Here is a 23,080-nt window from a genome sequence, read left to right as displayed (position 1 = left end):
GCCCCCTCCCGTAACTCACGTAACCACTACCCGGAAGATCGCGTACCGCACGCGGGGCAAGGGGAACGGTGGCCCCATCGTCCGCCTGATGAGCCCCACCGACTTGGGTCAAGTGATCAAGCCTTTCGTATTTCTCGACCTGTTCGAGGTCTCTCGTGAATTCATGATGCAAGCAATGGCGAACCTGCCACTCCACCCGCACTCCGGCATCGCCACCATAACCGTGCCGGTCGAAGGCGGCTATCGCTATCACGACCCAATCAGCGGCGCCTCCGGCACGATCAACTACGGTGGCTTAGAATGGATGCGCGCCGGCAACGGCATCTGGCACGGCAAGGAACTGTCGGCCTCGGACGCTCCGCGGACCCAAGGCTTTCAACTCTGGTTGGCTTTACCCCCCGAACTCGAAAACAGCGAGCCGGACGGCCGCTTCATCGAAGCCGAGCAAACGCCCCAGGTTGGCCCGGCACGCATCATCACTGGCCTGTACGAAGGCGCACAAAGCCCAGTGCCCGCGCCGCAGGGCATTAACTGCCTGCTCATCACCCTGCGTCCCGGCGAACGCTGGACGTATCAGCCGCCTGCCGGGCATACCGTCGGCTGGCTGGCACTCGCCAAGGGCCAGCTTGAAGTCGGCGCGTCTATCCGTACTGGCGAGCTGGTGGTATTCGAGCCGGGCGAAACGCCGATCACCCTCGAAGCCTCTGGCAGCCTCGACTCTGTGTTCCTGCTCGCCTCGGCGGTGCCGCATCCGCACGATCTGCACTTGGGCAACTACTCGGTGCATACCTCGGCGCAGGCGCTCGAGAAAGGCCAGCGCCGCATCGCTGAGCTGGCGCAACTGATGGAGGAAGCTGGCAATCGGAACACGCCATCGGGGACAATCCCTGTTTTCCGCTGAAATGGCATTTCTCCTACGCGCAGCATCTATCGCAGTGATGAACTAGCTGGATGTCACAACAAATAAATCCGGCGTCCTCTAGGACGCCTCGCGATTCGCCCCATTACTCGTGCCGGGGATAACCTGGACCGTATCGACATTCAGCACGAGAACGCCGTTTCATGGACAAGTCGGAGTGCGCCGCAGCATGGCGAACGATCCGGTGTTTCGGATGTTAATGAGCACTATTCATACCACCGCAGCCATCGGAGCGGGGATGCGGTGGCCAGCTTGCGGACGATAATCGTCCATATTAGGGGCGTGGATGATGCGGATCGCTCGGGCGGGATCGCATAGCTGCCTGCCGGCTGAAGAATTAATACAACTGTGCGTTCCGGTTGCTAGCGGCGCTAGGTCGAGACGACAATGCTCGACGCGTGCTTGTGGCCGATACCTATGCGGGTTCGCACCGCCGACATGATCGACAGCACAATAATCTGCGCGCACCATTGTGTGATTACCTAGCAAACCGAGCGATGGAAGGGGTCGGATCTATTTCCGTACTCTAGTTTTCTATCAAGGGAACCCACCAGCGCTGGATCAACCGCTCCCAGCCCCCGCCTTCCCCCATCCCTGATAGAATCCCCGCCCTGCTCCACTCTCCTTGCCGAAGTCCCGATGCGCCCAGAACCGACCACCGACCACGCCGCCCTCTCCCGCCGCTTCTCCGTTGCGCCGATGATGGACTGGACCGACCGCCATTGCCGCTTCTTCCTGCGCCAGTTGTCCCGCCACACCCTGCTCTACACCGAGATGGTCACCACCGGCGCGCTGCTGCACGGCGACCGCCAGCGCTTCCTGCGCCATGACGAATGCGAGCACCCGCTGGCGCTGCAACTGGGCGGCAGCGTGCCGGCCGAGTTGGCGGCTTGTGCGCGGCTGGCGGAGGAAGCCGGTTACGACGAGGTCAATCTGAACGTCGGCTGCCCCAGCGACCGGGTCCAGCACAACATGATCGGCGCCTGCCTGATGGGCCACCCGGGGCTGGTGGCGGACTGTGTGAAGGCGATGCGGGATGCGGTGGAGATCCCGGTGACGGTGAAGCATCGCATCGGCATCAACGGCCGCGACAGCTACGCCGAGCTGTGCGACTTCGTCGGCCAGGTCCGCGAGGCCGGCTGCCGGAGCTTCACCGTGCATGCGCGGATCGCCATCCTCGAAGGACTCTCGCCCAAGGAAAACCGCGAGGTGCCGCCGCTGCGCTACGAGGTGGCGGCGCAATTGAAGAAGGACTTCCCGGACCTGGAGATCGTCCTCAACGGCGGCATCAAGACCCTCGAGGACTGCCGCGAGCACCTGCGCACCTTCGACGGCGTGATGCTCGGCCGCGAGGCCTACCACAACCCCTACCTGCTGGCGGCAGTGGACAGCCAGCTGTTCGGCAGCCAGGTGCCGCCGCCCAGCCGCAGCGAAGCCCTGCTGCGCCTGCGCCCGTACATCGAGCGGCACCAGGCCGAGGGCGGCGCGATGCATCACGTGACCCGCCACATCCTCGGCCTGGCCCAGGGCTTCCCCGGCTCGCGGCGCTTCCGCCAGCTGCTCTCGGTGGACGTGCACAAGAGCGCCGATCCGCTGCGGGTTTTCGACCAGGCGCTGGAACTTCTGGCGGGGCGATAGCTCCCATTGAGCCGCGCCGACGGCTCGGGTAAGGTCGAAGGATTCTTCTTCCCAAGAACCCACCGACAAGACCTCGCCATGACTTCGAAGCTGGAACAACTCAAGCAATACACCACGGTGGTCGCCGACACCGGCGACTTCGATGCCATTGCCCGCCTGAAGCCGGTGGACGCCACCACCAACCCCTCGCTGCTGCTCAAGGCCGCCGCCCTGCCGCGCTACGCCGAGCACCTCCGCCAGGCCACCGCGGGTAGCGGCGGAGACGCCGGGCTGGCCTGCGACCGCTTCGCCGTGGCGGTCGGCAAGGACATCCTCGGGGTCATTCCGGGGCGGATTTCCACCGAGGTCGACGCACGCCTGTCGTTCGACAGCGAGGCCACCCTGGCCCGCGCCCACCGCCTGGTCGAGCTGTACGAGGAGCAGGGGGTCGGCCGCGAGCGGGTGCTGATCAAGATCGCCTCGACCTGGGAAGGCATCCGCGCCGCCGAGATCCTCGAGCGCGAGGGCATCCAGACCAACCTGACCCTGCTGTTCTCCTTCGCCCAGGCGGCGGCCTGCGCGGACGCCGGGGTGTTCCTGATCTCGCCGTTCGTCGGGCGCATCTACGATTGGTACAGGAAGAGCGAGAACCGCGACTATGTCGGCGCCGAAGACCCTGGCGTGCGTTCGGTCTCGCGCATCTACCGTTACTACAAGGCCAACGGCTACAAGACGGTGGTGATGGGCGCCAGCTTCCGCAACCTCGGCCAGATCGAGCAACTGGCCGGCTGCGACCGCCTGACCATCAGCCCCGACCTGCTGCAGCAACTGGCCGATAGCCAGGGCGAATTGCCGCGCCTGCTGCTGCCGGGCGACGGCGAGCCGCGCCAGGTGCTCGACGAGAGCGCGTTCCGCTGGCAGATGAACGAAGACGCCATGGCCACCGAGAAGCTGGCCGAAGGCATCCGCCTGTTCGCCCGCGACCAGGAAAAGCTCGAATACCAGTTGGCGACCCGCCACTGACCCGCGCGCCGGTGCCGGGCGCGCAGACGGGCGCCCCGCTCCGGCAGCGGACGTTGTTCATCGAGGGCAGGAAAGCTGACCGGTTACTGGCGCTCCAGGGCGCTGACCAGGTCGTGGAAGGCTTCGCGGTTGGATTCGTTGAGACCCATGAGGATGCGGTGCGCTTCCAGCACCTTGTCGCGCACCACCTCTTCGGACTGGTCCTGTGGCGGCAGGTCGGACAGGCATTCCGGGCACGGAACCGGACGGTCGACGATGTTGAACACCTGATCGAAGCCCATCGACTGCAACAGCCGGGTGATATCCGGGTTGGTGGTCACCAGCGTCGGCAGCAGGCCGATCTTCTGGCGCGAGAGGATGGAAAGCTTGGCCAGCAGGCCGAGCGTCGTGCTGTCGATGCTCTGGGTTTCCGTCAGATCGATGATGATCGCCGAGAAATTCAGCGCAGCGAAGATCTTTTCGATGGTGGAATCCAGGGCCGAACACAGCGTCAGGCGAACTTCACCGACGAATTTCAGAACGAACGAGCCGTTCTGCTCGGCGAACTGGATTTTACCGGTACTCATGCAAGGTTCCTGCTCAACACCAGCAAGGCGATATCATCCGGCATCTCCGCCAGGTTGGCCAGTCCGAAGACCTGGCGCAGCCCGTCGAGGGTGCCTCCGGCGGCGGCCACCTGTTCCGGCAGCGATGCCTCTTTCTCCTTCAGCGTAGCTCCTGGCAGCACATCGAGGATGCCATCGGAGAACAGAGACAGGCTGAAGGAAGCGGGCAACTCCATGACCCGGTCGTCATAGGTCGCATCGTCGAACAAGCCGACCGGCAGGCCACGGCCTTCCAGGTAGCGCGCCTGACCTTCGACATACAGCACCGGCAACGGCAGGTGGCCGCCGATGCTGTAGGTCAGGCTGTTCTTCTCCAGGTCGATGACCCCGCCGAGCATGGTCACGTGCTTGCCCAGCTTGGTATTGATCAGCCCGCGGTTGATGTGCGCCAGCACCTCGGACGGCTTGAACTCCGGCAGGGTGCCGTTGCGCCGCGACTCGTAGAGCAGCCGGGTGGTCATGAACTTCAGCAGCACGGTGACGAAGGCCGAGGAGGCGCCGTGGCCGGAAACGTCGGCCAGGTAGAACGCCACGCGCCGCTCGTCGACGCGGAAATAGTCGACGAAGTCACCGGAGAGATACAGCGAGGGAATGATCCGGTGGGAGAACTCCAGGCCCTCGATGCTCCAGGGCGTTACCGGCAGCATGTTCATCTGCACCTGGCGACCGGCGTTCTGGTCCTCCTGGAGCAGGTTCAGGCTGGCCTGCAGCTCGCGGTTGGCGGCTTCCAGCTTGTCCCGGTAGCGCTGGTTCTCCACCCGCAGGTGGGCCCGATCCAGCGCCCGGCGTACCGAGTGCTCGAGCACCGCGAGGTCTTCCAGGGGCTTGATCAGGTAATCGGCAGCGCCCAGGCGCAAGGCTTCCACCGCATCGTTCATCACGCCGGCGCCGGAGAGCACGATGATCGGGGTTTCCGATGCGGTTTCACGGATACGGCGGATCAGTTCGAGACCATCGATCTGCGGCATGCGCAGGTCGCAAATGACCAGGTCCGGCTGTTCGCTTTCGAAGATCTGCAGGCCCTGCAGACCGTTGGTGGCCTGCAACACCTTGAAGCTGCTGTCTTCCAGGTAGGCGGCGAGACTCTCGCGCACCACCTCGTCGTCATCGATGATCAGCAGCGTGGCACTGACTTTATGCATGGGTCATCCAGGCAAACGGCGCCGGAAACAGTGGGTCTGGGCGCTTGTTGTAAGTGACAACAGCGCGGCTACGGGGTTCGACAAGGCGCAGACGGTACTCCCATCCGTTAAGCAGTTCAAGCCGTTGACCTTTGCCGGAAAATCCGCACTTGTCCGAACGTTCCCGTCCGCAAGGTATAAACTTTGACGATAATCGCCAGGATTGCCAGCTGCCCTCCCATCGCGCCCGACCACGAGGAACCGCCCATGCAGCCCATCGAGCACAACTACAGCGAGAAGCGCGACTTCATCCGCATGAAGCTCGACACCCCGGTCACCATCCGCTGCCAGGGCCGCGAGTCGCTTGCCCTGTGCCGCGACCTGTCCGCCAGCGGGCTGTTGCTGGAAGCGCAAAGCGACCTGGCGCCAGGCGACCGCCTGCAGGTGAGCATCCCATCCACCCACGAAACGCTCAGCGGCCTGGAGCTGGAAGCCCGGGTGGTGCGCTGCGAGCGCCTGGGGCCGGGACGCCAGACGCTGGGCCTGAGCATCGTCGCGATCCACTGAAACGACGAAAGGCGGCCCGCCGGGCCGCCTTTGCCGTGTCGCGCAAGCGACTGGCTAGAAGTCGTCCTCCACCTCGCCGTCCTTGACCTTGAACTCGCGGTTCTGCAGGTAGGCGTTGCGGATGAAGATGTACTTGTCGCCGCTGATCAGTTTCTCCGACTTCAGCAGGTTGGCGCGGGTGTCGACCGTGTTGATGCCGAACATCACGTTGCGTGCGCGTACGTCGTCCATGTAGTGGTATGGGCCGACGTAGATATCCGGAATCTTCGCCGGCGCGTCGCGCAGCGTGCTCGGGCCGAGCAGCGGCAGCATGACGTACGGGCCGCTGCCGACACCCCAGTAGCCCAGGGTCTGGCCGAAGTCCTCGTCGTTGCGCTGCAGCCCCATCGGGGTCGCCACGTCGATCAAGCCAGCCAGGCCGAAGGTGCTGTTGAACAGCAGCCGGCTGGTGTCCACGCCGGCGTTGCGGAACTTGGCCTGCAGCAGGTTGTTGGCCAGGTTCTTCACGTCGCCGATGTTATTGAAGAAGTTGTGCACCCCATCCTGGACGAAGTTCGGGGTGACCTTCTGGTAGCCCTGGGCCAGCGGTTTCAGCGCATAGGTGTCCAGGGTGTCGTTGAAGGTGAAGATGGGCCGGTTGATGCTTTCCCAGGGGTCCTCTTCGCTGGCCGCCAGGGACAGCGTGGGTGCCAATGCGAGGCTGGCGCAAGCCAGGATTCGGGCACTACGTTCGATCCAGTTCACGCCGCGGGCGCGCATTGCTGTATCTCCTTTGCATGACTAGTCTTGGCCGCCAGCGCGGCCTCAGCGTGCGCGCAGTATATAGGCTCGCATTGAGTTTGAGACTAGAAGAGTTACGAGATGGCTGACAGACAATTGCTATACACCGCCCATATCCCGGTGCGCTGGGGCGACATGGACAGCTACGGCCACGTCAACAACACCCTCTATTTCCAGTACCTGGAAGAAGCCCGGGTGGCCTGGTTCGAGTCCCTCGGCATCAGCCTGGAAGGCGCCGCGGAGGGCCCGGTGGTGCTACAGAGCCTGCACACCTACCTGAAGCCGGTGGTCCACCCGGCCACCGTGCTGGTGGAACTCTACGCCGGCGCGCTGGGCACCAGCAGCCTGGTGCTGGAGCATCGCCTGGGCACCCTGGAAGACCCGCGGACCACCTATGGCGAAGGCCATTGCAAGCTGGTCTGGGTGCGCCATGCGGAAAACCGCTCGACGCCACTGCCGGATAGCATCCGCGCGACGATCGCCTGACTCAGCCCCCCGGATACGCCGCGTCGAGCACGATTTCCAGGGCGTCCGGGCGCCAGAACTCCTGGTCGAACTCGACCACCCGCTGCCCCTCGGCATAGCTCGAGCGCTCCAGGTACAACGCCGGGGAGCCCGGCGCCAGTTGCAGCGGCTCGGCCTGCGCGGCGTTCAGCGCGGTCGGATGCATCGCCAGTTGGCAACGCGTCGGCTGCAGGCCGAAGCGCTCGCGCAGCAGGTTCATAAGCGAGGTGTCGAGGTCGTGTTCGAGCAGGCCGGGGCACCAGCCGGCGTCCAGGGCGATCAGCTCGATCAGCACCGGGCGCTCGTCCACCCAGCGCCGCCGCTGCAGGAAATACACCGGCGCGGCGTCCTCCAGCCCCATCCGCTTGGCCAGCCAGGCGCCGGCGGCGCGCCGCTCGGCGTGCAGGGTCTCGGTGCGCGGCTGGCGTCCCTGGGCGCTGACGTACTCCATGAAGCCGGTGGTGCGGGTCGGGTTGTAGCGGATCCGTGGCGGCGCGACGAACCAGCCACGGCGGTTCTCGCGGTAGACCAGGCCTTCGGTTTCCAGCTGCTGCAAGGCTTCACGGAGGGTAATGCGGGTGCACAGGAAACGCTCGGCCAGCTCCCGCTCGGAAGGCAGCTTCACCTGTAGCACGCCCCGGGCGATATCCGCCGCGAGCTGATCGCGGATGCGCAGGTACTGACGAGATTGATCGACCGGCATGACAGCCTCGCTGATTAAGACCGGCCGATTATAACGACAGCCCGTCGGCCTATCGCCAGTGCCATGAAAACGTCACGGCGGCGTCACAAAACTCCTCTAGTCTGGCCTAGACCATTTGCCAGATGCCTCCTGCATGCCCATTCCCGACGACCTCCCGCCTTTCACCGCCCTGCTCTTCGGCCTGTCCGGCAGCCTGGTGGACTTCGGCGCGCGAAGCCTGCCCCTGGCACTCCTGCGCAGCCACCCGCAAAGCTCCGCCGAAGCGCTCCATGACGCCGGCCAGTGCCCCTTCACCGAGGCACAGGAGCGGTTGCTGCGGCGCAAGCCAAACAGGAACGAGCGTCAGCGCCTCGAACAGGCCCTCGAGGAAGCCGCGCAGGAACAGGCCGAAGCCATCAGCGGCGCCGCAGCGCTGCTGCAAAGCCTGGACGCACAGCGAATTCCCTATGCCTGGCAGGAAGAGCTACCCGAGCCGGTGTGCCGGCGCCTCGCCGCGCCGCTCGGCCAACCCGACGCCCTGGCGCCTCTCGATGGCGCCCGTCCCTGGCCGGCGCCCGACGGTTGCTGGCAGGCCCTCGCCCGGTTGGGTATCGAACGCCTCGACGGCTGCGTGCTGGTCAGCGCCCGACCGCGCCAATTGCAGGCCGGCCTCAACGCCGGACTGTGGACCATCGGCCTGGCCGCCAGCGGGCCGCTGTGCGGCCTCGCCCCGGCCGACTGGGATGCCCTCGGCCATGCCGAACGCGATCGCCTGCGCGCCGACGCCACCCTGGAACTGTACCGCCTGGGCGTGCATTCCGTGATCGACCACCTGGGCGAGCTGCAACCCTGCCTGCACGACCTCGCCGTTCGCCGCCTGAAAGGAGAAAAACCATGAGCCGCGTCCGTCATCGCTTCCTCGACGAACTGGCCGAACGCTTCGCCAGCCACGGCGCCGAACCCTACGGCGAAGCCGTCAGCCAGGCCGAGCACGCCCTGCAGTGCGCGACCCTGGCCGAGCGCGCCGGCTGTTCGGACAGCCTGGTGGTCGCCGCGCTGCTGCACGACATCGGCCATCTCTACGAAGACCCCGCGCAGATCGACGAAGAAGACCTGCGCCACGAGGAGGCCGGTGCTCGCCTGCTGCGCGAACTGTTTCCCGAGTCGGTGTGGCAACCGGTGCGCCTGCACGTCTCGGCCAAGCGCTTCCTCTGCGCGGTGGACCCGAGCTACCACGCCAGCCTGTCACCGGCCTCCCGGCACAGCCTGGTGCTGCAAGGCGGGCCGTTCGACGAACGCGCCGCCGCGGCCTATATCAAGGCGCCCTACGCCCAGGACGGGCTGACCCTGCGCCGCCTCGACGACCTGGCCAAGGATCCGGCCATGCGCACCCCCGAACTGCCGCACTTCTTCCCGCTGCTCGAACGCCTGCTGCGAATTGACCGGGATCGCGCACAACTGCGCCCGACAGGTTAATCTGTCGGCATGGACGGACCTTTCGGCAGTCGCCGGAGGTCCACCGAAGACTTGTACGTCGAGGGAAATACCATGCCGAAAGAGAGTCTGCTGCGCGAACTGTCCGCCCTGCGCGAGCAACTGGAGCAACAACCGCCGCTCAACGAAGAGCAGCGCGCCGAACTGGAACTGCTGATCCGCGACATCGAGCTGAAGCTGGCCAACGAAGACGCGCTCAACGAGGGTAGCCTGGTGGACGGGGTCAACCTCGCCGTCGAGCGTTTCGAGGTCAGCCACCCGACCCTGGCCGGCACGCTCCGCTCCATCGTCCAGAGCCTGGCCAACATGGGCATCTGAACGGCTCCCCCGCAATGAAAAGCCCCGGCATGGCCGGGGCTTTTTCGTATCCGCGTGTTGCCGGATCTACTGGCGAACCAGGCGACGGTTGTCCGGCGCCACGTCGACCAGGCTGCGGTAGGGGTTGATGTCCAGGCCGCCGCGACGCACGTAGCGGGCGTACACGGTCAGCGCCTGCGGCTGCAGCAGGCGCCGCAGGTCGAGGAAGATGCGTTCGACGCACTGTTCGTGGAAATCCTGGTGCTGGCGGAAGGAAACCAGGTAGGCCAGCAGGCTGGCCGGGTCCAGCGCCGGGCCGCGGTAGTCGACCACCAGGGTGCCCCAGTCGGGCTGGCCGGTGACCGGGCAGTTGGACTTGAGCAGGTGGCTGTAGAGCTGCTCCTCGACGAACCGCCCGGCGTCGCAGCGCAGCAGTTCGGGACGCGGCCGCTCGTAACCGTCGACGGCGATCTCCAGCTCGTCGATGCAGCGCCCCGGCAGGCGCCCGACGCCCTCCTCCGCCACCTCGTCGAGGCTGCGCAGGCGCACGCCCACGGCGGCGCCGGCGGCGACCGAGAGATCCTTTTCCAGCACCGCGCGCAGGGCATCGCGGCTGTCGAAGGAAGACTGGTTCAGGGAGTTGAGGTACAGCTTGAACGACTTCGACTCGATGATGTTCGGCGAGTCCGCCGGGATCGAGAACTCGCCGATCGCCACCACCGGCTTGCCGGCCGGAGTCAGCCAGGACAGCTCGTAGCAGTTCCAGATGTCCACGCCGCGATACGGCAGGGTCGCGGCGCTGAGGCCGAGCTCGGCCCATTTCGCTGCGCGCGCGATGGGGAACAGCAGCGAGGGCGTGTAGCGGGAGACGTATTCGCTGGTCTTGCCCAGCGGCGAATGTTCGGCGGGATGGTGCATGGGGAAACCTGCTGGATCGATCGCGCAGGGCCCTTCCCCGCGCGCCGCGCCGCATTGGCGGGCGGCGGCAAGTGTATACGGATCGGCCGGCATCTTCACGCCGGCCGTCCGTTGGCTCAGGGCTGCACGCTCAGCTGCCCGACCATCCCGGCCTGGTAGTGGCCGGGGATGTTGCAGGCGAACTCCAGGCGGGTGGCCCTGGTGAAGGTCCAGGTCAGCTCGGCGCTCTTGCCCGGCTCGACCAGCACGCTGTTGGGGTCGTCGTGCTTCATCGCCGCCTGGCCGTGATCCATGCCGGCCATATCATGGCCCATCTGGCTGTGGTCCATCGCCGCCAGGCCGGTCGGGGTGAGCATGCCGGACTGCTGCATCTTCAGCATTTCCTTCTGGTGCTCGGCGTGCATCGTCGCGTCGCCCAGGTTGAACTCGTGCAGCAGCTTGCCTTCGTTCTTGAGTACGAAACGGACTGTCTCGCCAGGCTTGACCTCGATCGTTCGCGGCTTGAAGTACATGTCGCCGAGCACCACCTCGATGCTGCGGCTGGCCTGCGCGGCCTGGGCCGGCTTGCCGAAGGCCTGGCCGTGGGCCGGCGAAGCCTGGGCACTGGCGCCGAAAAGCACGCCGAGGACGATCAGGGAAGCGGGAAGCAGGCGGCGCGGAAACATACGGGGAATCTCCATCGGGTTGATGTCGCCTATCCTGTGCCGCTGCGCCTGCCGGCTGGCTGTCGGGAGCATTACATCTTTGTCAGCTTGCCGCCGCGTCGGGTGGCGGAGGCTAAGATCGGCCCCGGCGACACGGCCGGGCATAAAAAACCCGCCGACCGGAAACCAGGAAACCGGTGGCGGGTGAAGACGGGATCGGAGCCCTCCGTCATCCCGTGTGGAGCCGGGGGGTGGAAGAACTGGCGATCAGCAGTTTTCCTTGTCCTTCTTCGTCGCTTCGGCCTGCTTCGCCAGTTTTTCCTGGTGGGCGGCGCGGGCCTTGGCGGCCTGGGCCTGCATGCGCTCGAAGACGATGTCGCCGCCGCTATCGGCCATGGCCGGTACGGTCGGGGCGAGGACCAGCAGGAATGCGAGGGTGGAGGCAGTGAAAATACGCATGGGAAGTCTCCTCGATGAGTTCCCCTGTAGTCTGCGCGGGGGCCACTGTCGCCCCCGTTACCCACTGATTACGATGCTGTCAGAAACAGGTCGGCGTGGCCGACAAATGTAACGAGGGATGAACATGAAACTGCTGATCGTCGAAGACGAACCACGTATCGGCCAGTACCTGCGCCAGGGGCTCGCCGAGTCCGGCTACGCCGTCGACCTGAGCGACGACGGCAACGAGGGCGAGCAATTGGCCCTGGGCGGCGACTATGACCTGCTGATCCTCGACGTCATGCTGCCCGGCCGGGACGGCTGGCAGATCCTGCGCAGCGTGCGCGACGCCGGAATGACCGTGCCGGTGCTGTTCCTCACTGCCCGCGACGCCGTCGAGGACCGTGTGCGCGGCCTGGAACAGGGCGCCGACGACTACCTGGTGAAGCCCTTCGCCTTCGTCGAGTTGCTCGCCCGCGTGCGCACCCTGCTGCGCCGTGGCAACCAGCAGTTGCAGGAGACCACCCTGCAACTGGCCGATCTCGAACTCGACCTGCTGCGTCGCCGGGTGCAGCGCCAGGGCAAGCGCATCGACCTGACCGCCAAGGAATTCGCCCTGCTCGAACTGCTGTTGCGGCGCAGCGGCGAGGTGCTGCCCAAGTCGCTGATCGCCTCGCAGGTCTGGGACATGAACTTCGACAGCGACACCAACGTCATCGAGGTCGCCATCCGCCGCCTGCGCGCCAAGGTCGACGACGACTTCCCGCAGCGCCTGATCCATACCGTGCGCGGCATGGGCTACGTCCTCGAAGAACGCGACGAATGAGCGCCGGACTCGGTTCCCGGCTATCCCTCGGCGTCCGCCTGAGCCTGCTGTTCGCCGCCTGCACCGCGGCGGTCTCGCTGATCGCCGGGCTGATCTTCAGTCGTGCCATCGACGAACATTTCGTCGAGCTGGACTACCTGGCGATGAGCGCCAAGCTCGAGGTGTTCCGCGAGGAACTGCGCGGCCTCGCCTCTGAGGAACAGATGCGCCGGCGCGAAGGGGAGCTGTTGCGCGAACTGGGACGCCACCCCGACCTCGGGCTGCGCCTGAACGGCCCGGATGGCAGCCTCTGGTTCGAGCGCCTGCCGCAGCCTGCTCACCCCGGCCTGCCCGCCAACCGCGAACTCGGCGCACCGCTGAAACCCGGCGACGCGGCCTCGCCACGGCTCACCGTGATCCTCGACATCAGCCACCACCAGCATTTCCTGCAGCGCATGCGCCAGCTGATCTGGCTGACCATGAGCCTCTCGGCGCTAGCCACCGCGCTGCTCGGCGCCTGGGCCACCGGCGCCAGCCTGAGCCCGCTGCGGCGGATGCGCGAAGTGGCCGCGCGGGTTTCCGCCAACTCCCTCACCACCCGCCTCGACGCCAGCCGGATGCCGGAGGAGCTGCGCGGCCTGGCCGGCGAACTGAACGCCATGCTGGCGCGCCTGGAGGAAGCCTTCCAGCGCCTTTCGGCGTTCTCCGCCGACATCGCCCACGAACTGCGCACGCCACTCACCAGCCTGCTGACCCAGACCCAGGTGGTGCTGTCGCGGCCGCGCGCGCTGGAGGACTACCGCGAAGCGCTGCACGGCAACCTCGAGGAACTGGAGCGGCTGACCGCGATGGTCAACGACATGCTGTTGCTGGCCAAGGCCGACCACGGCCTGCTGGCGCCCAACCGCCAGGCCCTGGACCTCGGCGCGGAGGTCGACTCGCTGCTGGAGTTCTATCAGCCCCTGGCGGAAGACCGCGACATCCGCCTGCTGCGCGAAGGCGCCCTGAGCCTGCCGGGCGACCGCGGCATGTTGCGGCGGGTGCTGGCCAACCTGCTGGACAACGCCCTGCGCTTCACCGCCGACGGCGGCGAGATCCGCATCCGCCTCGGCGACCGCCGCCTGAGCGTGGAGAACCAGGGCCCGGCGATTCCCGCCGAGCGCCTGCCGCGCCTGTTCGACCGCTTCTACCGGGCCGATCCGGCGCGCCGCGAGGGCCAGGGCGAACACGCCGGGCTCGGCCTGGCGATCTGCCGCTCCATCGTCCAGGCCCACGGCGGCGAGATCCGCTGCGAGTCCGCCGATGGCTGGACGCGTTTCGTCATCGATTTCTCGCGCTCGCGCCCATGACGCACGAAGCCCCCGCGAAGGGGGCTTCGTCGCCCGCCGCCAGGCGCTATTGGCGCATGCCGCGCCCGCTCACCAGCAGTCGCACGCAGCCGAAATAGAGGACCGCGGTGGCCAGCAGCATGAAGCCGATGGCTACGCCGATGCGGATGTCGGAGACACCGAGGATGCCGTAGCGGAACGCGTTGACCATGTGCAGGATGGGGTTGGCCAGCGACACCGTCTGCCAGAACGGCGGCAGCAGGTTGATCGAGTAGAACACCCCGCCCAGGTAGGTCAGCGGCGTCAGCACGAAGGTCGGGATGATCGAGATGTCGTCGAAGTTGCGCGCGAACACCGCGTTGATGAAACCGCCCAGGGAGAAAATGGTCGCGGTCAGCACCACCACCAGCACGGTGATGCCCAGGTGGTGTACCTGCAGTTTGGTGAAGAACAGCGACAGCAGGGTCACGATCACTCCCACCGCCAGGCCGCGCAGCACTCCGCCGATGGTGTAGCCGAGGAGGATGGTGTGCGGCGACACCGGCGACACCAGCAGTTCCTCCACCGAGCGCTGGAACTTGCTGCCGAAGAAACTCGACACCACGTTGCCGTAGGCGTTGGTGATCACCGACATCATGATCAGGCCGGGCACGATGTATTCCATGTAGGTGAAGCCGCCCATGTCGCCGATCTGCCGGCCGATCAAATTGCCGAAGATCACGAAGTACAGGACCATGGTGATCGCCGGCGGCAGCAGGGTCTGCGGCCAGATCCGGGTGAAGCGGCGCACCTCGCGATAGACGATGGTGTTCAGGGCGACCAGGTTGGCGCTCAGCTCGCTGCTCATCGGGCGATCCTCGTCAGGTTCTTCTCCACCAGCGAGACGAACAGTTCCTCCAGGCGGTTGGTCTTGTTGCGCAGGCTCAGTACCTCGATGCCTTGTGCGCCCAACTGGGCGAACAGATCGTTGATGCCCTGGCTTTTCTCCACCTGTACCTCGAGGGTGTGATCGTCCACCAGCCGCGTCGGGTAGCCGTCGAGGGTCGGCGGCAGGGCCTGGACGTTCTTCAGGTCGAGCAGGAAGGTTTCCGAATGCAGGGTCATCAGCAGATCACGCATGCTGGTGTTCTGCACGATCTCGCCGTGGTCGATGATGGCGATGTTGCGGCAGAGCTGCTCGGCCTCCTCCAGGTAGTGGGTGGTGAGGATGATGCTGATGCCTTCCTGGTTCAGTTCGGTGAGGAAGCTCCACATCGAGCGACGCAGCTCGATGTCGACCCCGGCGGTGGGCTCGTCGAGGATCAGCAGGCGCGGCTGGTGGACCAGTGCGCGGGCGATCATCAGGCGCCGCTTCATGCCGCCGGAGAGCATCCGCGAGGCTTCGTTGCGCTTGTCCCACAGGCCCAGCTGGGTCAGGTAGCGCTCGGCGCGCTCCTTGGCGATCTTCGCCGGGATGCCGTAATAGCCGGCCTGGGTCACGACGATGTCGAAGACCTTCTCGAACTGGTTGAAGTTGAACTCCTGCGGCACCACGCCCAGGCAGCGCTTGAGGCCGGCCGGATCCTTGTCGAGGTCGTGGCCGAACACCGAGACCGAGCCGCCGGTCTTGTTCACCAGGGTAGAGAGAATGCCGATGGTGGTCGATTTGCCCGCGCCGTTGGGGCCGAGCAGGGCGAAGAAGTCGCCCTCGGCGACATCCAGGTCGATCCCCTTGAGGGCCTGGAAACCGTTGCCGTAGGTTTTCGTCAGTTGACGGATGGACAGGGCGGAACTCATTAGGCTTCCCGTGTCGGAAGGTGAAGAGGAAGAGCTAGATAAGGCTACGGGTAACAAAATGCAACAGTAGCCGGCTCAGGTCAGTTCGGTCATTACCGCCGCGCGGAACGCCGGGCGCTCGCGCAGGCGCAGGTACCAGGCCTCGAGGTGGGGCAGCGGCGGCCGCTCGATGGGCATCTCGAACCAGGCGTAGATGAAACAGCCCAGCGGGATGTCGCCCATGCCGAAGCGTTCGCCGGACAGCCAGGATTGGCCGGCCAGGGCCCGGTCCGGCACTCCCAGCAGCTCGCCGCAGGTCTGCAGCGCCTTCTCGATGAGGGCCTCGTCGCGTTGCTCCGGCGGCGTACGCAGCGTCCCCCAGAACAGGTCGCGGAACGGCCCGGCGAGGGTCGAGGTGGTCCAGTCCATCCACTTGTCGGCTTCGGCGCGGCGTACCGGCTCCAGCGCGTAGAGGTCGCCTGGCGCATAGCGGGCGGCCAGGTAGCGGACGATGGCGTTGGACTCCCAGAGGACCAGGCCGTCGTCCTCGATCACCGGGACCCGCCCATTCGGGTTCATCGCGCGGAACGCCGGCTCGTCCACCAGGCCGAACGCCCCGCCGGCATCCACCCTCCGGTACTCCAGGCCGGCTTCCTCGGCGCACCACAGCACCTTGCGCACATTGCTCGAGTTCTTCCGGCCCCAGATGGTCAACATGCTCTGCGTTCCTTCTTCGGTTGCTATGGCGGGTGGGTCGCCGGACCTGCGGACGACATGCCGCACCCTACCGATGATGGACCGAAGAAGGAAGACGCGCCGGCTGATGGTGACTATCGATGGCTTTCATCTTGCCCGGCCCCGGCCTGCAGGTCGCCGCCCAGCGCCCGCGCGGGGCCGGCGAACAGATGCGGATAGTGCCGCTGCAGGTGGTCGGCCAGGTACTCCCTGTAGCCTTCGCCCTGGCGATTGAACGCATGGAGACGCTGTCGGCGACCCCGTCGAACTCCAGCGGAGCAACGTCGAAGGCACGGCAAAGCGCGCGGCTGAACGCCGGCGTGGCCTTCACCCAGCGACCGTCGAGATACAGCTCGGCATAACCATGCATGGCGAACACGTCGCTGCACAGCAGCGCCAGCAGGCGCGGCGTGGCCAGGTGGTTGCGCACGTCGGCCAGGCCGATTGGCGCCGGAAGCCGGCAATGCCGGGCGCAGGCGGCGAGCAGGATGGCCTTGGGCACGCCCCCCTGCTGCAGCGCGTGGCTAGCCACCAGGGTCGGTGGATCGCGGCTGAACACATAGGGGTCGTAGCGCACCGCGTCATACGGCGCGACCGCCTGGTCACGCGGGTTCGCCGAGTTTCCCCGGGATTTTTCCGCGAACTCCACCACCACCGGGTGGTCACTATCCACGAAGCGGCCGGATTGTAGGTAGGACTGCATGGCGGGCTCCCGGCGGGCAATTTGTCCCAGTCCAAACGGGAAGTTTTCGCCTATAACGTGACAAACCGGCCAAGCTGACCAGCCCGCCCGCCAACCGGCGGCAAACGGGCTAAGCTCGAGACGCCGCCTGGCGTCTTCATGGAGGATTCCGCATGTTGTTGCTCTGGTTAGTCGTACTGGTACTCGGTGTCGCTTACCTCGCCCATCGGCGTACCCCACCCGCTCCCGCGCTCGGCATCGTCGCCGCCTACCTGATCCTGATGGGCGTGTTCAGCCACGCTCCCGGCTGGCTGCTGCTGGTGTTCTGGCTGCTCTGGCTGGCGGTGGCGCTGCCGCTGGCGCTGCCCGACCTGCGCCGGCGGGTGCTCAGCGGCCCGCTGTTCGCCTGGTTCCAGAAAGTCCTGCCGCCGATGTCCGAGACCGAACGCGAGGCCATCGAGGCCGGCACCGTGTGGTGGGACGGCGAACTGTTCAGCGGCCGCCCGGACTGGCAGAAGCTGCTCGACTATCCGAAAGCGCAACTCACCGAAGAGGAACAGGCCTTCGTCGACGGCCCGACCGAGCAACTCTGCGCCATGGTCAGCGACTGGGACATCGGCCAGCGCATGGACCTTCCGGAAGAGGCCTGGTCCTTCATCAAGCAGCAGGGCTTCTTCGGCCTGATCATTCCCAAGGAATACGGCGGCAAGGGCTTCTCCGCCTTCGCCCACTCGCAGGTGGTGATGAAGCTCGCCACCCGTAGCGGCGACCTGGCCTCGACGGTGATGGTGCCGAACTCCCTCGGCCCGGCCGAGCTGCTGCTGCACTATGGCACCGACGAACAGCGCCAGCGCTACCTGCCGAGCCTGGCCAGGGGCGAAGACATCCCCTGCTTCGCCCTCACCGGCCCCTACGCCGGCTCCGACGCCGGCGGCATGACCGACGTCGGCATCGTCTGCAAGGGCGAATGGGAAGGACGCGAAGTGCTCGGCCTGCGCCTGACCTGGGAGAAGCGCTACATCACCCTCGGCCCGGTGGCCACCCTCCTCGGCCTGGCCTTCAAGTGCCACGACCCGGACCACCTGCTGGGCGACGAGGAGAACCTGGGCATCACCCTGGCGCTGATCCCCACCGACACCCCCGGGGTCGAGATCGGCCGCCGTCACGTGCCGCTGGGCGCCGCCTTCATGAACGGCCCCAACTCGGGCAAGGACGTGTTCGTACCGCTGGAGTACATCATCGGCGGCCAGGAAATGATCGGCAAAGGCTGGATGATGCTGATGAACTGCCTGTCGGTCGGCCGCTCGATCTCGCTGCCGGCGGTGGGCACCAGCGCCGGCAAGGCCAGCAGCTACGTCAGCGGCCGCTACGCCCAGGTCCGCGAGCAGTTCAACGTGCCGATCGCCGCCTTCGAAGGCATCCAGGAAGCCCTCGCCCGCATCGGCGGCAACGCCTGGCTGATGGACAGCGCGCGGATCCTCACCGCCAACGCGGTGGACCTGGGCGAGAAGCCCTCGGTGCTCTCGGCGATCCTCAAGTACCACCTCACCGAACGCGGCCGCGAGTGTATCGCCCATGCCATGGACATCCACGGCGGCAAGGGCATCATCATGGGCCCGAACAACTACCTGGGACGCTCCTGGCAAGGCGCGCCGATCTTCATCACGGTGGAAGGCGCGAACATCCTCTCGCGCAACCTGATGATCTTCGGCCAGGGCGCGATCCGCTGCCATCCGTACGTGCTCAAGGAAATGGAACTGGCCCAGCGCGAGGACAAGGAGCAGGCCGCCCGCGAGTTCGACGCGCTGCTGGTCAAGCACATCGGCTTCGCCGTCGGCAACGCCGCCAGCAGCTTCCTCCTCAGCCTCAGCTGTGGCCACCTCGGCAATGCGCCGGGCGACCGCGTCAGCCGTCCCTATTTCCGCGCGCTGAATCGCCTGGCGGCGTCCTTCGCCCTGCTCGCCGACTTCAGCATGATGCTGCTGGGCGGCGAGCTGAAGCGCAAGGAACGCCTCTCCGCGCGCCTCGGCGATGTCCTCAGCTATCTCTACCTGGGCTCGGCGGCGCTCAAGCGCTACCACGACCTGGGCAACCCGGACTACCTGCATCCGCTGCTGCGCTGGGCCATGGAGGAAAACCTCAGCCAGGCCGAGGCGGCACTGGAGGACCTGCTGAACAACTTCCCCAGCCGCTTCTTCGGCTGCGCGCTGAAGGTCCTGGTACTGCCGTTCGGCCGCCGGCACAAAGGGCCGGGCGACGAACTGGACGCCGAGATCGCGGAAATCCTCGGCCGCCCGGACGACGACCCGGCGCTGCAGGCGATCCTCGCCGGCGCGTTCCTGCCGAAGGACCCGCAGGACCCGGTCGGCGCCCTCGCCCACGCGTTCGACGCGATCCGCGACAGCGCCACGCTGGAGAAGAACCTGCACAAGGCGATCAAGGAAGGCCGGGTCACGCCGCAGCCGGGACAAAGCCCGATCGACGCCGGCGCCGCGGCGGGAGTGCTGAGCGCCGCCGAAGCGCAGACCCTGCACCAGGCCGAAGCGGCCCGACGCAAGGTGATCGACGTCGACGACTTCGACAAGGAAGAACTGGCGCTCGGCGACGGCAGGGTCCGCTGACCCTGGCCCTTCCGACAAAGGCGCCCTCCGGCGCCTTTGTCGTCCGTGGCCCCCGATCTCCGGCGATTGGTTAGAATCCAGGGGTACATCCTGACGTACGGGAGGTCATCATGCCCCGGATACTCGCCCCCGCCCTGGCGGCTTGCTTCCTCGCCCTGCCGGTGGCCCAGGCCGCGCCGCCCCCGCCCTACGGCGTGCAACCGCACCAGCAGGCCGTGCAGCGCGCCGCCGAACAACGCCAGCGCCAGCTCCAGGAGCAGCGCCAGCGCTTCGACGAACAGCGCCTGCAATTGCAACAGGACCAGTTGCAACGCCAGCAGCAGAACCTGCAGCGACAACAGCAGCAGCGACAGATGCAGGACAACCTGATCCGCCAGCAGCAGCTCGACCAGCAACGCTGGCGCCTGGAACAGGACCAGCGGCGCCTCGACAGCGAACGCCGGCAACTGGAGAACCGCCGCCGCCAGAGCCAGTCCCCGGCGATCCGCTGAAACTGGCCGCCGCCGCGAAACCCTTTATACTGCGCAGCTTTTTCCAGAGGATCCGTCATGGCCAATTCCTACCTCGAGCACCACCTCGCCCTGCTCCAGCACCTGCGCACCATCCTCGGCGCCCTGGGCGAGGCCGAGCAGGTGCCGGAAGAAAACCACGGCCTGTTCCTCGAACGCTTCGACGAGCTGATGAACGAACTGCCGCGCGACCCGGAAGGCGCCCAGTACCTCGGTCAGGACCTGATTTCCCAGGTCTTCCACCGCTACCCGCAGATCGCCCACCTGGTGCCGCGCGACCTGCTGTGGTTCTTCGGCGGCGATTGCCTGCACTTCATGCCGGACGAGGAAATCGACCTGTTCCAGCGCCTCGACGAACGCCGCTACGACGCCGAGGAGCGCGGCGAGCCATTTGACTGGAACCATGAGAAGCAGCTGCTCGCGCTGCCCGAGGACAGCCCGCGGCACTGAGCCGACGCCCTCTCCGCGACGATCCAGTGCGCCATCCAGATCGCCGCCTTCCGCTTGCGCATGCGACAGCCTGTCGAAGCGAGGCGCCGGTTGGCATCGCCGTGGCGCGGGCCGCCCACGGCTACCCCGCGACCACCTGTGCCGCGCGCGCCACGCCGCGCCGGCCATTGCGCCAGGCGCCCAGCTCGGCCGCCGTCAGCGGAGGAGAAAACAGGTAGCCCTGCCCCCACTGGACGCTATGCCCGCACAGGTACTGTTCCTGCTCCCGGGTCTCGATGCCTTCGGCGGTCACGTCCAGGTCCAGGCGTTGCGCCAGCCCGATGATGGTTTCCAGCACCACGGCATTCACCGACTCCGTGCCGACGCCGCTGACGAACGAACGGTCGACCTTGAGAAAGTCCGCATGCAGTTGCTGCAGATAGGACAACGAACTCTGCCCCGTGCCGAAATCGTCCAGTGCCCACTGCACACCCAGCTCGCGCAGTTGCCGGATATTGCGCTGCGCCTGCGCATCGCGCGGTAGCGCCTCACGCTCGGTGACCTCTAGGACCAGTTGCGGGCCGTCGCTGCCGATGGCGCCGAGCAGGCGCCGCACGTCGTCGACGAATCCCTGGCCAGCCAGGTGCGAACCGCTGACATTGACGCCGAGGTGATCGCCCGCTCCCAGGCCCAGTTGCGCCAGGTCGGCAGCGACCAGGCCGAAGATGTGGCGGGTCAGGTCGCCGATCATGCCATTGTCTTCAGCCAGCGGAACGAAGATGTCCGGCCGCACCTGGCTGTTATCCGGACGCCGCCAGCGCACCAGCGCCTCGACGCCCCGGCACTCCCCCGTATCGAGCCGGATGATGGGCTGATAGACCATATGGAACTCCCGGGCCCGCATGGCCCGGTACATGTCACCAACCAGCGACAGGCGGCGACGGCAGAACAGATGCGCCAGGTACCCCGCCAGCATCGCGGCGAGAACGATGAAGGGCGCGTAGTGCCGCCATGCATCGGCACGATAGGCGCTGGCCAGCGCCGGAGCGACCGCCACCCGAACCTCGACTGGGAACCTTGCCGAGGCCGCGATGGCGCCACCACCATCCTGTGTGGCAGGCGTGCCGCCGGGAAGCTGCCGCTGCGACTCGCGCAGCACCATCTGCACCTGGAACCGCCCGTCGTAGGAAGCCGCCTGCTGGATATCCAGCAGATACTGGCCGTCGATTATCGCCAGCACGCCGGATCCGTTTGCGTCGCCGCGCGACATGATCACCGAGGCCCGTTCCGGTACCTGCGGCGTCGCGTTGCTGGGCGTGATGCGCTGGCCGGGCGCCAGGCTGCCCAAGGCCTTGAAGGCCATCGGCAATGGCAGGTCCTTCAGCTCGCCCTGCAACGACGAGCAGTAGACGTTCCCGCGCTCCACCAGGACCAGCGAACGGAAATACGGGCTCAGCATGGTCATCCGCGTCAGTCGCCCCAGCACCTCCGCACAGGGCTTGCCCAGCGCGCCCTGGCTCCTGTCCAGGCTGCCGGACACCACTCCGAGCAAGGTATCCAACTGACGGAGGACGGCGACGGAAGTCACCGCGGCCTCGCCGTCGGCACGCATCCTGGCCTGCTGAAACACCAGCGGCGCCATGAGCAGCGGCACGATCGCGAGCGCAGCGAACACGATACCGAAATGAAAGAGACGTTCCCGCCGCTGCTTGCCGATCTGCATAAGTGCCACGCTCCGGCGAATGCTGCACGAAGCCCCCACGTTGCCGGAGGCAGGGCCACATTCGGATGAGATTGAAATGGAAGAAGCACGAACCTGCCGGCGCCTGTCGAGGGGTCTGCTGCATCCCCGAACGACATCCCGAGCAGGCGGCCTCCGCAGGGTCCTGGAAGCGAAACGCGGCCGGTACCGCGTGTCCCCTCGCTCAACTCTAGAACGAATCCCGCAGCAGGACCTCTGGTGGGCATGGAGGGCGACCCTGCCGCATCCGCACAGACGTTCGGCAAGACCATAGGTCCGGCCAGCCTGGCGGAGCGAGCGGCACGCGGTGCGGCGCTCGTTTCCCCAGCGTGCGGGATCCGGGAGGGCGGAAGGGAAAAGGCGAGGCGAATGCCCTGCCGTGCAGAAACGAAAAAAGGGCCCGAAGGCCCTTCTTTCTCGATCCCGGCCGAGGCCAGGATACTGTTTGGAGCGGGAAACGAGACTCGAACTCGCGACCCCGACCTTGGCAAGGTCGTGCTCTACCAACTGAGCTATTCCCGCTTTGAAACCTATTGCCCGTTCGGCCGAAACCGAACCTTTGACGCCTAACTTTCACCAACCCCGCCGAAGCCAGGCTGTAGAATCTGGAGCGGGAAACGAGACTCGAACTCGCGACCCCGACCTTGGCAAGGTCGTGCTCTACCAACTGAGCTATTCCCGCAATGGCGTCCCCTAGGGGACTCGAACCCCTGTTACCGCCGTGAAAGGGCGGTGTCCTAGGCCACTAGACGAAGGGGACGCGGCCCGGAACTTACAACAGATATTTCCGGCTTCCAGTGTTTCGCGCTTGGCTTCACGCTGGAAGTGGCGCGCATTTTATGGAGCGTCCGGGGAGGCGTCAACCC

The 23,080-nt window shown here is 66.3% G+C and carries 24 protein-coding genes, 3 tRNA genes and 1 pseudogene; 13 read left to right on the top strand and 15 right to left on the bottom strand.

What is annotated here, in order from left to right:
* Positions 1 to 88: 88 nt before the first annotated feature.
* The 3 genes from B7D75_RS11175 to tal all read left to right on the top strand — a co-directional run bounded on the left by B7D75_RS11175 (position 89) and on the right by tal (position 3,559).
* Positions 89 to 901: a pirin family protein gene (locus B7D75_RS11175; RefSeq protein WP_196622094.1), complete on the top strand. Its 813-nt coding sequence runs from the start codon at positions 89 to 91 to the stop codon at positions 899 to 901.
* 657 nt (positions 902 to 1,558) lie between these two features.
* On the top strand, positions 1,559 to 2,557 hold the full coding sequence (dusA, locus tag B7D75_RS11170; protein ID WP_058145815.1) for a tRNA dihydrouridine(20/20a) synthase DusA: 999 nt from the start codon (positions 1,559 to 1,561) through the stop codon (positions 2,555 to 2,557).
* A gap of 78 nt (positions 2,558 to 2,635) precedes the next feature.
* On the top strand, positions 2,636 to 3,559 hold the full coding sequence (gene tal / locus B7D75_RS11165) for a transaldolase (RefSeq protein WP_034078609.1): 924 nt from the start codon (positions 2,636 to 2,638) through the stop codon (positions 3,557 to 3,559).
* Positions 3,560 to 3,642: 83 nt separating this feature from the next.
* On the opposite strand, the gene rssC is transcribed toward tal, so the two are convergent.
* Both rssC and rssB read right to left on the bottom strand, forming a co-directional pair.
* Positions 3,643 to 4,125 carry an anti-sigma factor antagonist RssC gene (gene rssC, locus B7D75_RS11160; protein WP_003152612.1) on the bottom strand — a complete coding sequence of 161 codons (483 nt, stop codon included), beginning with the start codon at positions 4,123 to 4,125 and terminating at the stop codon, positions 3,643 to 3,645.
* Positions 4,122 to 5,306, bottom strand: coding sequence for a two-component system response regulator RssB (rssB, locus tag B7D75_RS11155; RefSeq protein ID WP_003152610.1), 1,185 nt, complete (start codon positions 5,304 to 5,306; stop codon positions 4,122 to 4,124). Before rssB ends, rssC begins: the two co-directional genes overlap by 4 nt.
* 246 nt (positions 5,307 to 5,552) lie before the next feature.
* On the opposite strand from rssB, the gene B7D75_RS11150 reads away from it, so the two are divergent.
* The gene (locus tag B7D75_RS11150; protein ID WP_003152609.1) at positions 5,553 to 5,852 is read left to right on the top strand and encodes a PilZ domain-containing protein; all 300 of its coding nucleotides are present in this window, start codon (positions 5,553 to 5,555) and stop codon (positions 5,850 to 5,852) included.
* A 54-nt stretch (positions 5,853 to 5,906) separates the two neighbouring features.
* On the opposite strand, the gene B7D75_RS11145 is transcribed toward B7D75_RS11150, so the two are convergent.
* Complete coding sequence (locus B7D75_RS11145) at positions 5,907 to 6,611, bottom strand: MlaA family lipoprotein (protein ID WP_003152607.1); 705 nt, start codon at positions 6,609 to 6,611, stop codon at positions 5,907 to 5,909.
* Positions 6,612 to 6,713: 102 nt separating this feature from the next.
* Here B7D75_RS11145 and B7D75_RS11140 point away from each other — a divergent pair, with 102 nt between their 5' ends.
* Positions 6,714 to 7,118, top strand: coding sequence for an acyl-CoA thioesterase (locus tag B7D75_RS11140; protein ID WP_053817036.1), 405 nt, complete (start codon positions 6,714 to 6,716; stop codon positions 7,116 to 7,118).
* Between the two features lies 1 nt (position 7,119).
* Here the strand turns inward: B7D75_RS11140 and B7D75_RS11135 are convergent, their stop codons facing one another.
* Positions 7,120 to 7,839 (bottom strand): UTRA domain-containing protein, encoded by a 720-nt coding sequence (locus B7D75_RS11135; protein WP_053813749.1) that lies wholly within the window; start codon positions 7,837 to 7,839, stop codon positions 7,120 to 7,122.
* A gap of 133 nt (positions 7,840 to 7,972) precedes the next feature.
* On the opposite strand from B7D75_RS11135, the gene B7D75_RS11130 reads away from it, so the two are divergent.
* The 3 genes from B7D75_RS11130 to B7D75_RS11120 all read left to right on the top strand — a co-directional run bounded on the left by B7D75_RS11130 (position 7,973) and on the right by B7D75_RS11120 (position 9,630).
* A complete protein-coding gene (locus tag B7D75_RS11130; protein WP_034078605.1) occupies positions 7,973 to 8,716 on the top strand; it encodes a phosphatase in 744 nt (247 codons plus the stop codon).
* Complete coding sequence (locus B7D75_RS11125) at positions 8,713 to 9,294, top strand: phosphonate degradation HD-domain oxygenase (protein ID WP_003152599.1); 582 nt, start codon at positions 8,713 to 8,715, stop codon at positions 9,292 to 9,294. Before B7D75_RS11130 ends, B7D75_RS11125 begins: the two co-directional genes overlap by 4 nt.
* Positions 9,295 to 9,366: 72 nt before the next feature.
* The gene (locus B7D75_RS11120) at positions 9,367 to 9,630 is read left to right on the top strand and encodes a DUF4404 family protein (RefSeq protein ID WP_003090878.1); all 264 of its coding nucleotides are present in this window, start codon (positions 9,367 to 9,369) and stop codon (positions 9,628 to 9,630) included.
* A gap of 66 nt (positions 9,631 to 9,696) precedes the next feature.
* Here the strand turns inward: B7D75_RS11120 and queF are convergent, their stop codons facing one another.
* The 3 genes from queF to ptrA all read right to left on the bottom strand — a co-directional run bounded on the left by queF (position 9,697) and on the right by ptrA (position 11,630).
* Complete coding sequence (gene queF / locus B7D75_RS11115) at positions 9,697 to 10,527, bottom strand: NADPH-dependent 7-cyano-7-deazaguanine reductase QueF (protein ID WP_043103665.1); 831 nt, start codon at positions 10,525 to 10,527, stop codon at positions 9,697 to 9,699.
* 116 nt (positions 10,528 to 10,643) lie between these two features.
* A complete protein-coding gene (gene copI / locus B7D75_RS11110) occupies positions 10,644 to 11,264 on the bottom strand; it encodes a copper-resistant cuproprotein CopI (protein ID WP_079385079.1) in 621 nt (206 codons plus the stop codon).
* A gap of 174 nt (positions 11,265 to 11,438) precedes the next feature.
* The gene (gene ptrA, locus B7D75_RS11105; RefSeq protein WP_003152594.1) at positions 11,439 to 11,630 is read right to left on the bottom strand and encodes a T3SS anti-activator PtrA; all 192 of its coding nucleotides are present in this window, start codon (positions 11,628 to 11,630) and stop codon (positions 11,439 to 11,441) included.
* A gap of 124 nt (positions 11,631 to 11,754) precedes the next feature.
* On the opposite strand from ptrA, the gene B7D75_RS11100 reads away from it, so the two are divergent.
* The gene (locus B7D75_RS11100; RefSeq protein WP_003152592.1) at positions 11,755 to 12,435 is read left to right on the top strand and encodes a heavy metal response regulator transcription factor; all 681 of its coding nucleotides are present in this window, start codon (positions 11,755 to 11,757) and stop codon (positions 12,433 to 12,435) included.
* Positions 12,432 to 13,763 (top strand): heavy metal sensor histidine kinase, encoded by a 1,332-nt coding sequence (locus B7D75_RS11095; protein ID WP_034078601.1) that lies wholly within the window; start codon positions 12,432 to 12,434, stop codon positions 13,761 to 13,763. The genes B7D75_RS11100 and B7D75_RS11095 overlap by 4 nt, the downstream gene beginning before the upstream one ends.
* Before the next feature lie 46 nt (positions 13,764 to 13,809).
* Here B7D75_RS11095 and B7D75_RS11090 read toward each other — a convergent pair whose 3' ends face one another.
* From B7D75_RS11090 to B7D75_RS11075, 4 genes and pseudogenes are all read right to left on the bottom strand, one after another.
* A complete protein-coding gene (locus tag B7D75_RS11090; protein WP_003122535.1) occupies positions 13,810 to 14,589 on the bottom strand; it encodes an ABC transporter permease in 780 nt (259 codons plus the stop codon).
* Positions 14,586 to 15,518: an ABC transporter ATP-binding protein gene (locus B7D75_RS11085; protein ID WP_003157384.1), complete on the bottom strand. Its 933-nt coding sequence runs from the start codon at positions 15,516 to 15,518 to the stop codon at positions 14,586 to 14,588. Before B7D75_RS11085 ends, B7D75_RS11090 begins: the two co-directional genes overlap by 4 nt.
* A gap of 75 nt (positions 15,519 to 15,593) precedes the next feature.
* Positions 15,594 to 16,214: a glutathione S-transferase gene (locus B7D75_RS11080; RefSeq protein WP_003157385.1), complete on the bottom strand. Its 621-nt coding sequence runs from the start codon at positions 16,212 to 16,214 to the stop codon at positions 15,594 to 15,596.
* 113 nt (positions 16,215 to 16,327) lie between these two features.
* Positions 16,328 to 16,935: pseudogene (locus B7D75_RS11075) on the bottom strand (cysteine protease).
* Positions 16,936 to 17,087: 152 nt separating this feature from the next.
* Between B7D75_RS11075 and B7D75_RS11070 the strand changes: the two are divergent.
* From B7D75_RS11070 to B7D75_RS11060, 3 genes are all read left to right on the top strand, one after another.
* Positions 17,088 to 19,535 carry an acyl-CoA dehydrogenase gene (locus B7D75_RS11070; protein WP_107114003.1) on the top strand — a complete coding sequence of 816 codons (2,448 nt, stop codon included), beginning with the start codon at positions 17,088 to 17,090 and terminating at the stop codon, positions 19,533 to 19,535.
* A 110-nt stretch (positions 19,536 to 19,645) separates the two neighbouring features.
* Positions 19,646 to 20,026, top strand: a complete 381-nt coding sequence (locus B7D75_RS11065) for a PA2816 family glutamine-rich protein (protein ID WP_003157388.1) — start codon at positions 19,646 to 19,648, stop codon at positions 20,024 to 20,026.
* Positions 20,027 to 20,083: 57 nt separating this feature from the next.
* On the top strand, positions 20,084 to 20,494 hold the full coding sequence (locus B7D75_RS11060) for a PA2817 family protein (RefSeq protein ID WP_003157389.1): 411 nt from the start codon (positions 20,084 to 20,086) through the stop codon (positions 20,492 to 20,494).
* A 121-nt stretch (positions 20,495 to 20,615) separates the two neighbouring features.
* Here the strand turns inward: B7D75_RS11060 and B7D75_RS11055 are convergent, their stop codons facing one another.
* The 4 genes from B7D75_RS11055 to B7D75_RS11040 form a co-directional block, all read right to left on the bottom strand.
* Positions 20,616 to 22,196: an EAL domain-containing protein gene (locus B7D75_RS11055; RefSeq protein WP_043100830.1), complete on the bottom strand. Its 1,581-nt coding sequence runs from the start codon at positions 22,194 to 22,196 to the stop codon at positions 20,616 to 20,618.
* Positions 22,197 to 22,660: 464 nt separating this feature from the next.
* Positions 22,661 to 22,736: transfer RNA gene (locus tag B7D75_RS11050), tRNA-Gly, on the bottom strand.
* 84 nt (positions 22,737 to 22,820) lie between these two features.
* A tRNA-Gly gene (locus tag B7D75_RS11045) sits at positions 22,821 to 22,896 on the bottom strand.
* A 2-nt stretch (positions 22,897 to 22,898) separates the two neighbouring features.
* Positions 22,899 to 22,974: transfer RNA gene (locus B7D75_RS11040), tRNA-Glu, on the bottom strand.
* Between the last annotated feature and the right edge of the window lie 106 nt (positions 22,975 to 23,080).

The organism is Pseudomonas paraeruginosa, from assembly GCF_003025345.2.
In the GTDB taxonomy this organism is placed as follows: Bacteria; Pseudomonadota; Gammaproteobacteria; order Pseudomonadales; family Pseudomonadaceae; genus Pseudomonas; species Pseudomonas paraeruginosa.
Note: the sequence above shows the minus strand (reverse complement) of the source record. Positions and strands in the feature narration are given on the sequence as shown.

Excerpts from the sequence above, each read along its gene's own strand:
- B7D75_RS11175 (WP_196622094.1), top strand. The coding sequence starts at position 89 with ATGAGCCCCACCGACTTGGGTCAAGTGATCAAGCCTTTCGTATTTCTC.
- dusA (WP_058145815.1), top strand. The coding sequence starts at position 1,559 with ATGCGCCCAGAACCGACCACCGACCACGCCGCCCTCTCCCGCCGCTTC.
- tal (WP_034078609.1), top strand. The coding sequence starts at position 2,636 with ATGACTTCGAAGCTGGAACAACTCAAGCAATACACCACGGTGGTCGCC.
- rssC (WP_003152612.1), bottom strand. The coding sequence starts at position 4,125 with ATGAGTACCGGTAAAATCCAGTTCGCCGAGCAGAACGGCTCGTTCGTT.
- rssB (WP_003152610.1), bottom strand. The coding sequence starts at position 5,306 with ATGCATAAAGTCAGTGCCACGCTGCTGATCATCGATGACGACGAGGTG.
- B7D75_RS11150 (WP_003152609.1), top strand. The coding sequence starts at position 5,553 with ATGCAGCCCATCGAGCACAACTACAGCGAGAAGCGCGACTTCATCCGC.
- B7D75_RS11145 (WP_003152607.1), bottom strand. The coding sequence starts at position 6,611 with ATGCGCGCCCGCGGCGTGAACTGGATCGAACGTAGTGCCCGAATCCTG.
- B7D75_RS11140 (WP_053817036.1), top strand. The coding sequence starts at position 6,714 with ATGGCTGACAGACAATTGCTATACACCGCCCATATCCCGGTGCGCTGG.
- B7D75_RS11135 (WP_053813749.1), bottom strand. The coding sequence starts at position 7,839 with ATGCCGGTCGATCAATCTCGTCAGTACCTGCGCATCCGCGATCAGCTC.
- B7D75_RS11130 (WP_034078605.1), top strand. The coding sequence starts at position 7,973 with ATGCCCATTCCCGACGACCTCCCGCCTTTCACCGCCCTGCTCTTCGGC.
- B7D75_RS11125 (WP_003152599.1), top strand. The coding sequence starts at position 8,713 with ATGAGCCGCGTCCGTCATCGCTTCCTCGACGAACTGGCCGAACGCTTC.
- B7D75_RS11120 (WP_003090878.1), top strand. The coding sequence starts at position 9,367 with ATGCCGAAAGAGAGTCTGCTGCGCGAACTGTCCGCCCTGCGCGAGCAA.
- queF (WP_043103665.1), bottom strand. The coding sequence starts at position 10,527 with ATGCACCATCCCGCCGAACATTCGCCGCTGGGCAAGACCAGCGAATAC.
- copI (WP_079385079.1), bottom strand. The coding sequence starts at position 11,264 with ATGCTCCCGACAGCCAGCCGGCAGGCGCAGCGGCACAGGATAGGCGAC.
- ptrA (WP_003152594.1), bottom strand. The coding sequence starts at position 11,630 with ATGCGTATTTTCACTGCCTCCACCCTCGCATTCCTGCTGGTCCTCGCC.
- B7D75_RS11100 (WP_003152592.1), top strand. The coding sequence starts at position 11,755 with ATGAAACTGCTGATCGTCGAAGACGAACCACGTATCGGCCAGTACCTG.
- B7D75_RS11095 (WP_034078601.1), top strand. The coding sequence starts at position 12,432 with ATGAGCGCCGGACTCGGTTCCCGGCTATCCCTCGGCGTCCGCCTGAGC.
- B7D75_RS11090 (WP_003122535.1), bottom strand. The coding sequence starts at position 14,589 with ATGAGCAGCGAGCTGAGCGCCAACCTGGTCGCCCTGAACACCATCGTC.
- B7D75_RS11085 (WP_003157384.1), bottom strand. The coding sequence starts at position 15,518 with ATGAGTTCCGCCCTGTCCATCCGTCAACTGACGAAAACCTACGGCAAC.
- B7D75_RS11080 (WP_003157385.1), bottom strand. The coding sequence starts at position 16,214 with ATGTTGACCATCTGGGGCCGGAAGAACTCGAGCAATGTGCGCAAGGTG.
- B7D75_RS11070 (WP_107114003.1), top strand. The coding sequence starts at position 17,088 with ATGTTGTTGCTCTGGTTAGTCGTACTGGTACTCGGTGTCGCTTACCTC.
- B7D75_RS11065 (WP_003157388.1), top strand. The coding sequence starts at position 19,646 with ATGCCCCGGATACTCGCCCCCGCCCTGGCGGCTTGCTTCCTCGCCCTG.
- B7D75_RS11060 (WP_003157389.1), top strand. The coding sequence starts at position 20,084 with ATGGCCAATTCCTACCTCGAGCACCACCTCGCCCTGCTCCAGCACCTG.
- B7D75_RS11055 (WP_043100830.1), bottom strand. The coding sequence starts at position 22,196 with ATGCAGATCGGCAAGCAGCGGCGGGAACGTCTCTTTCATTTCGGTATC.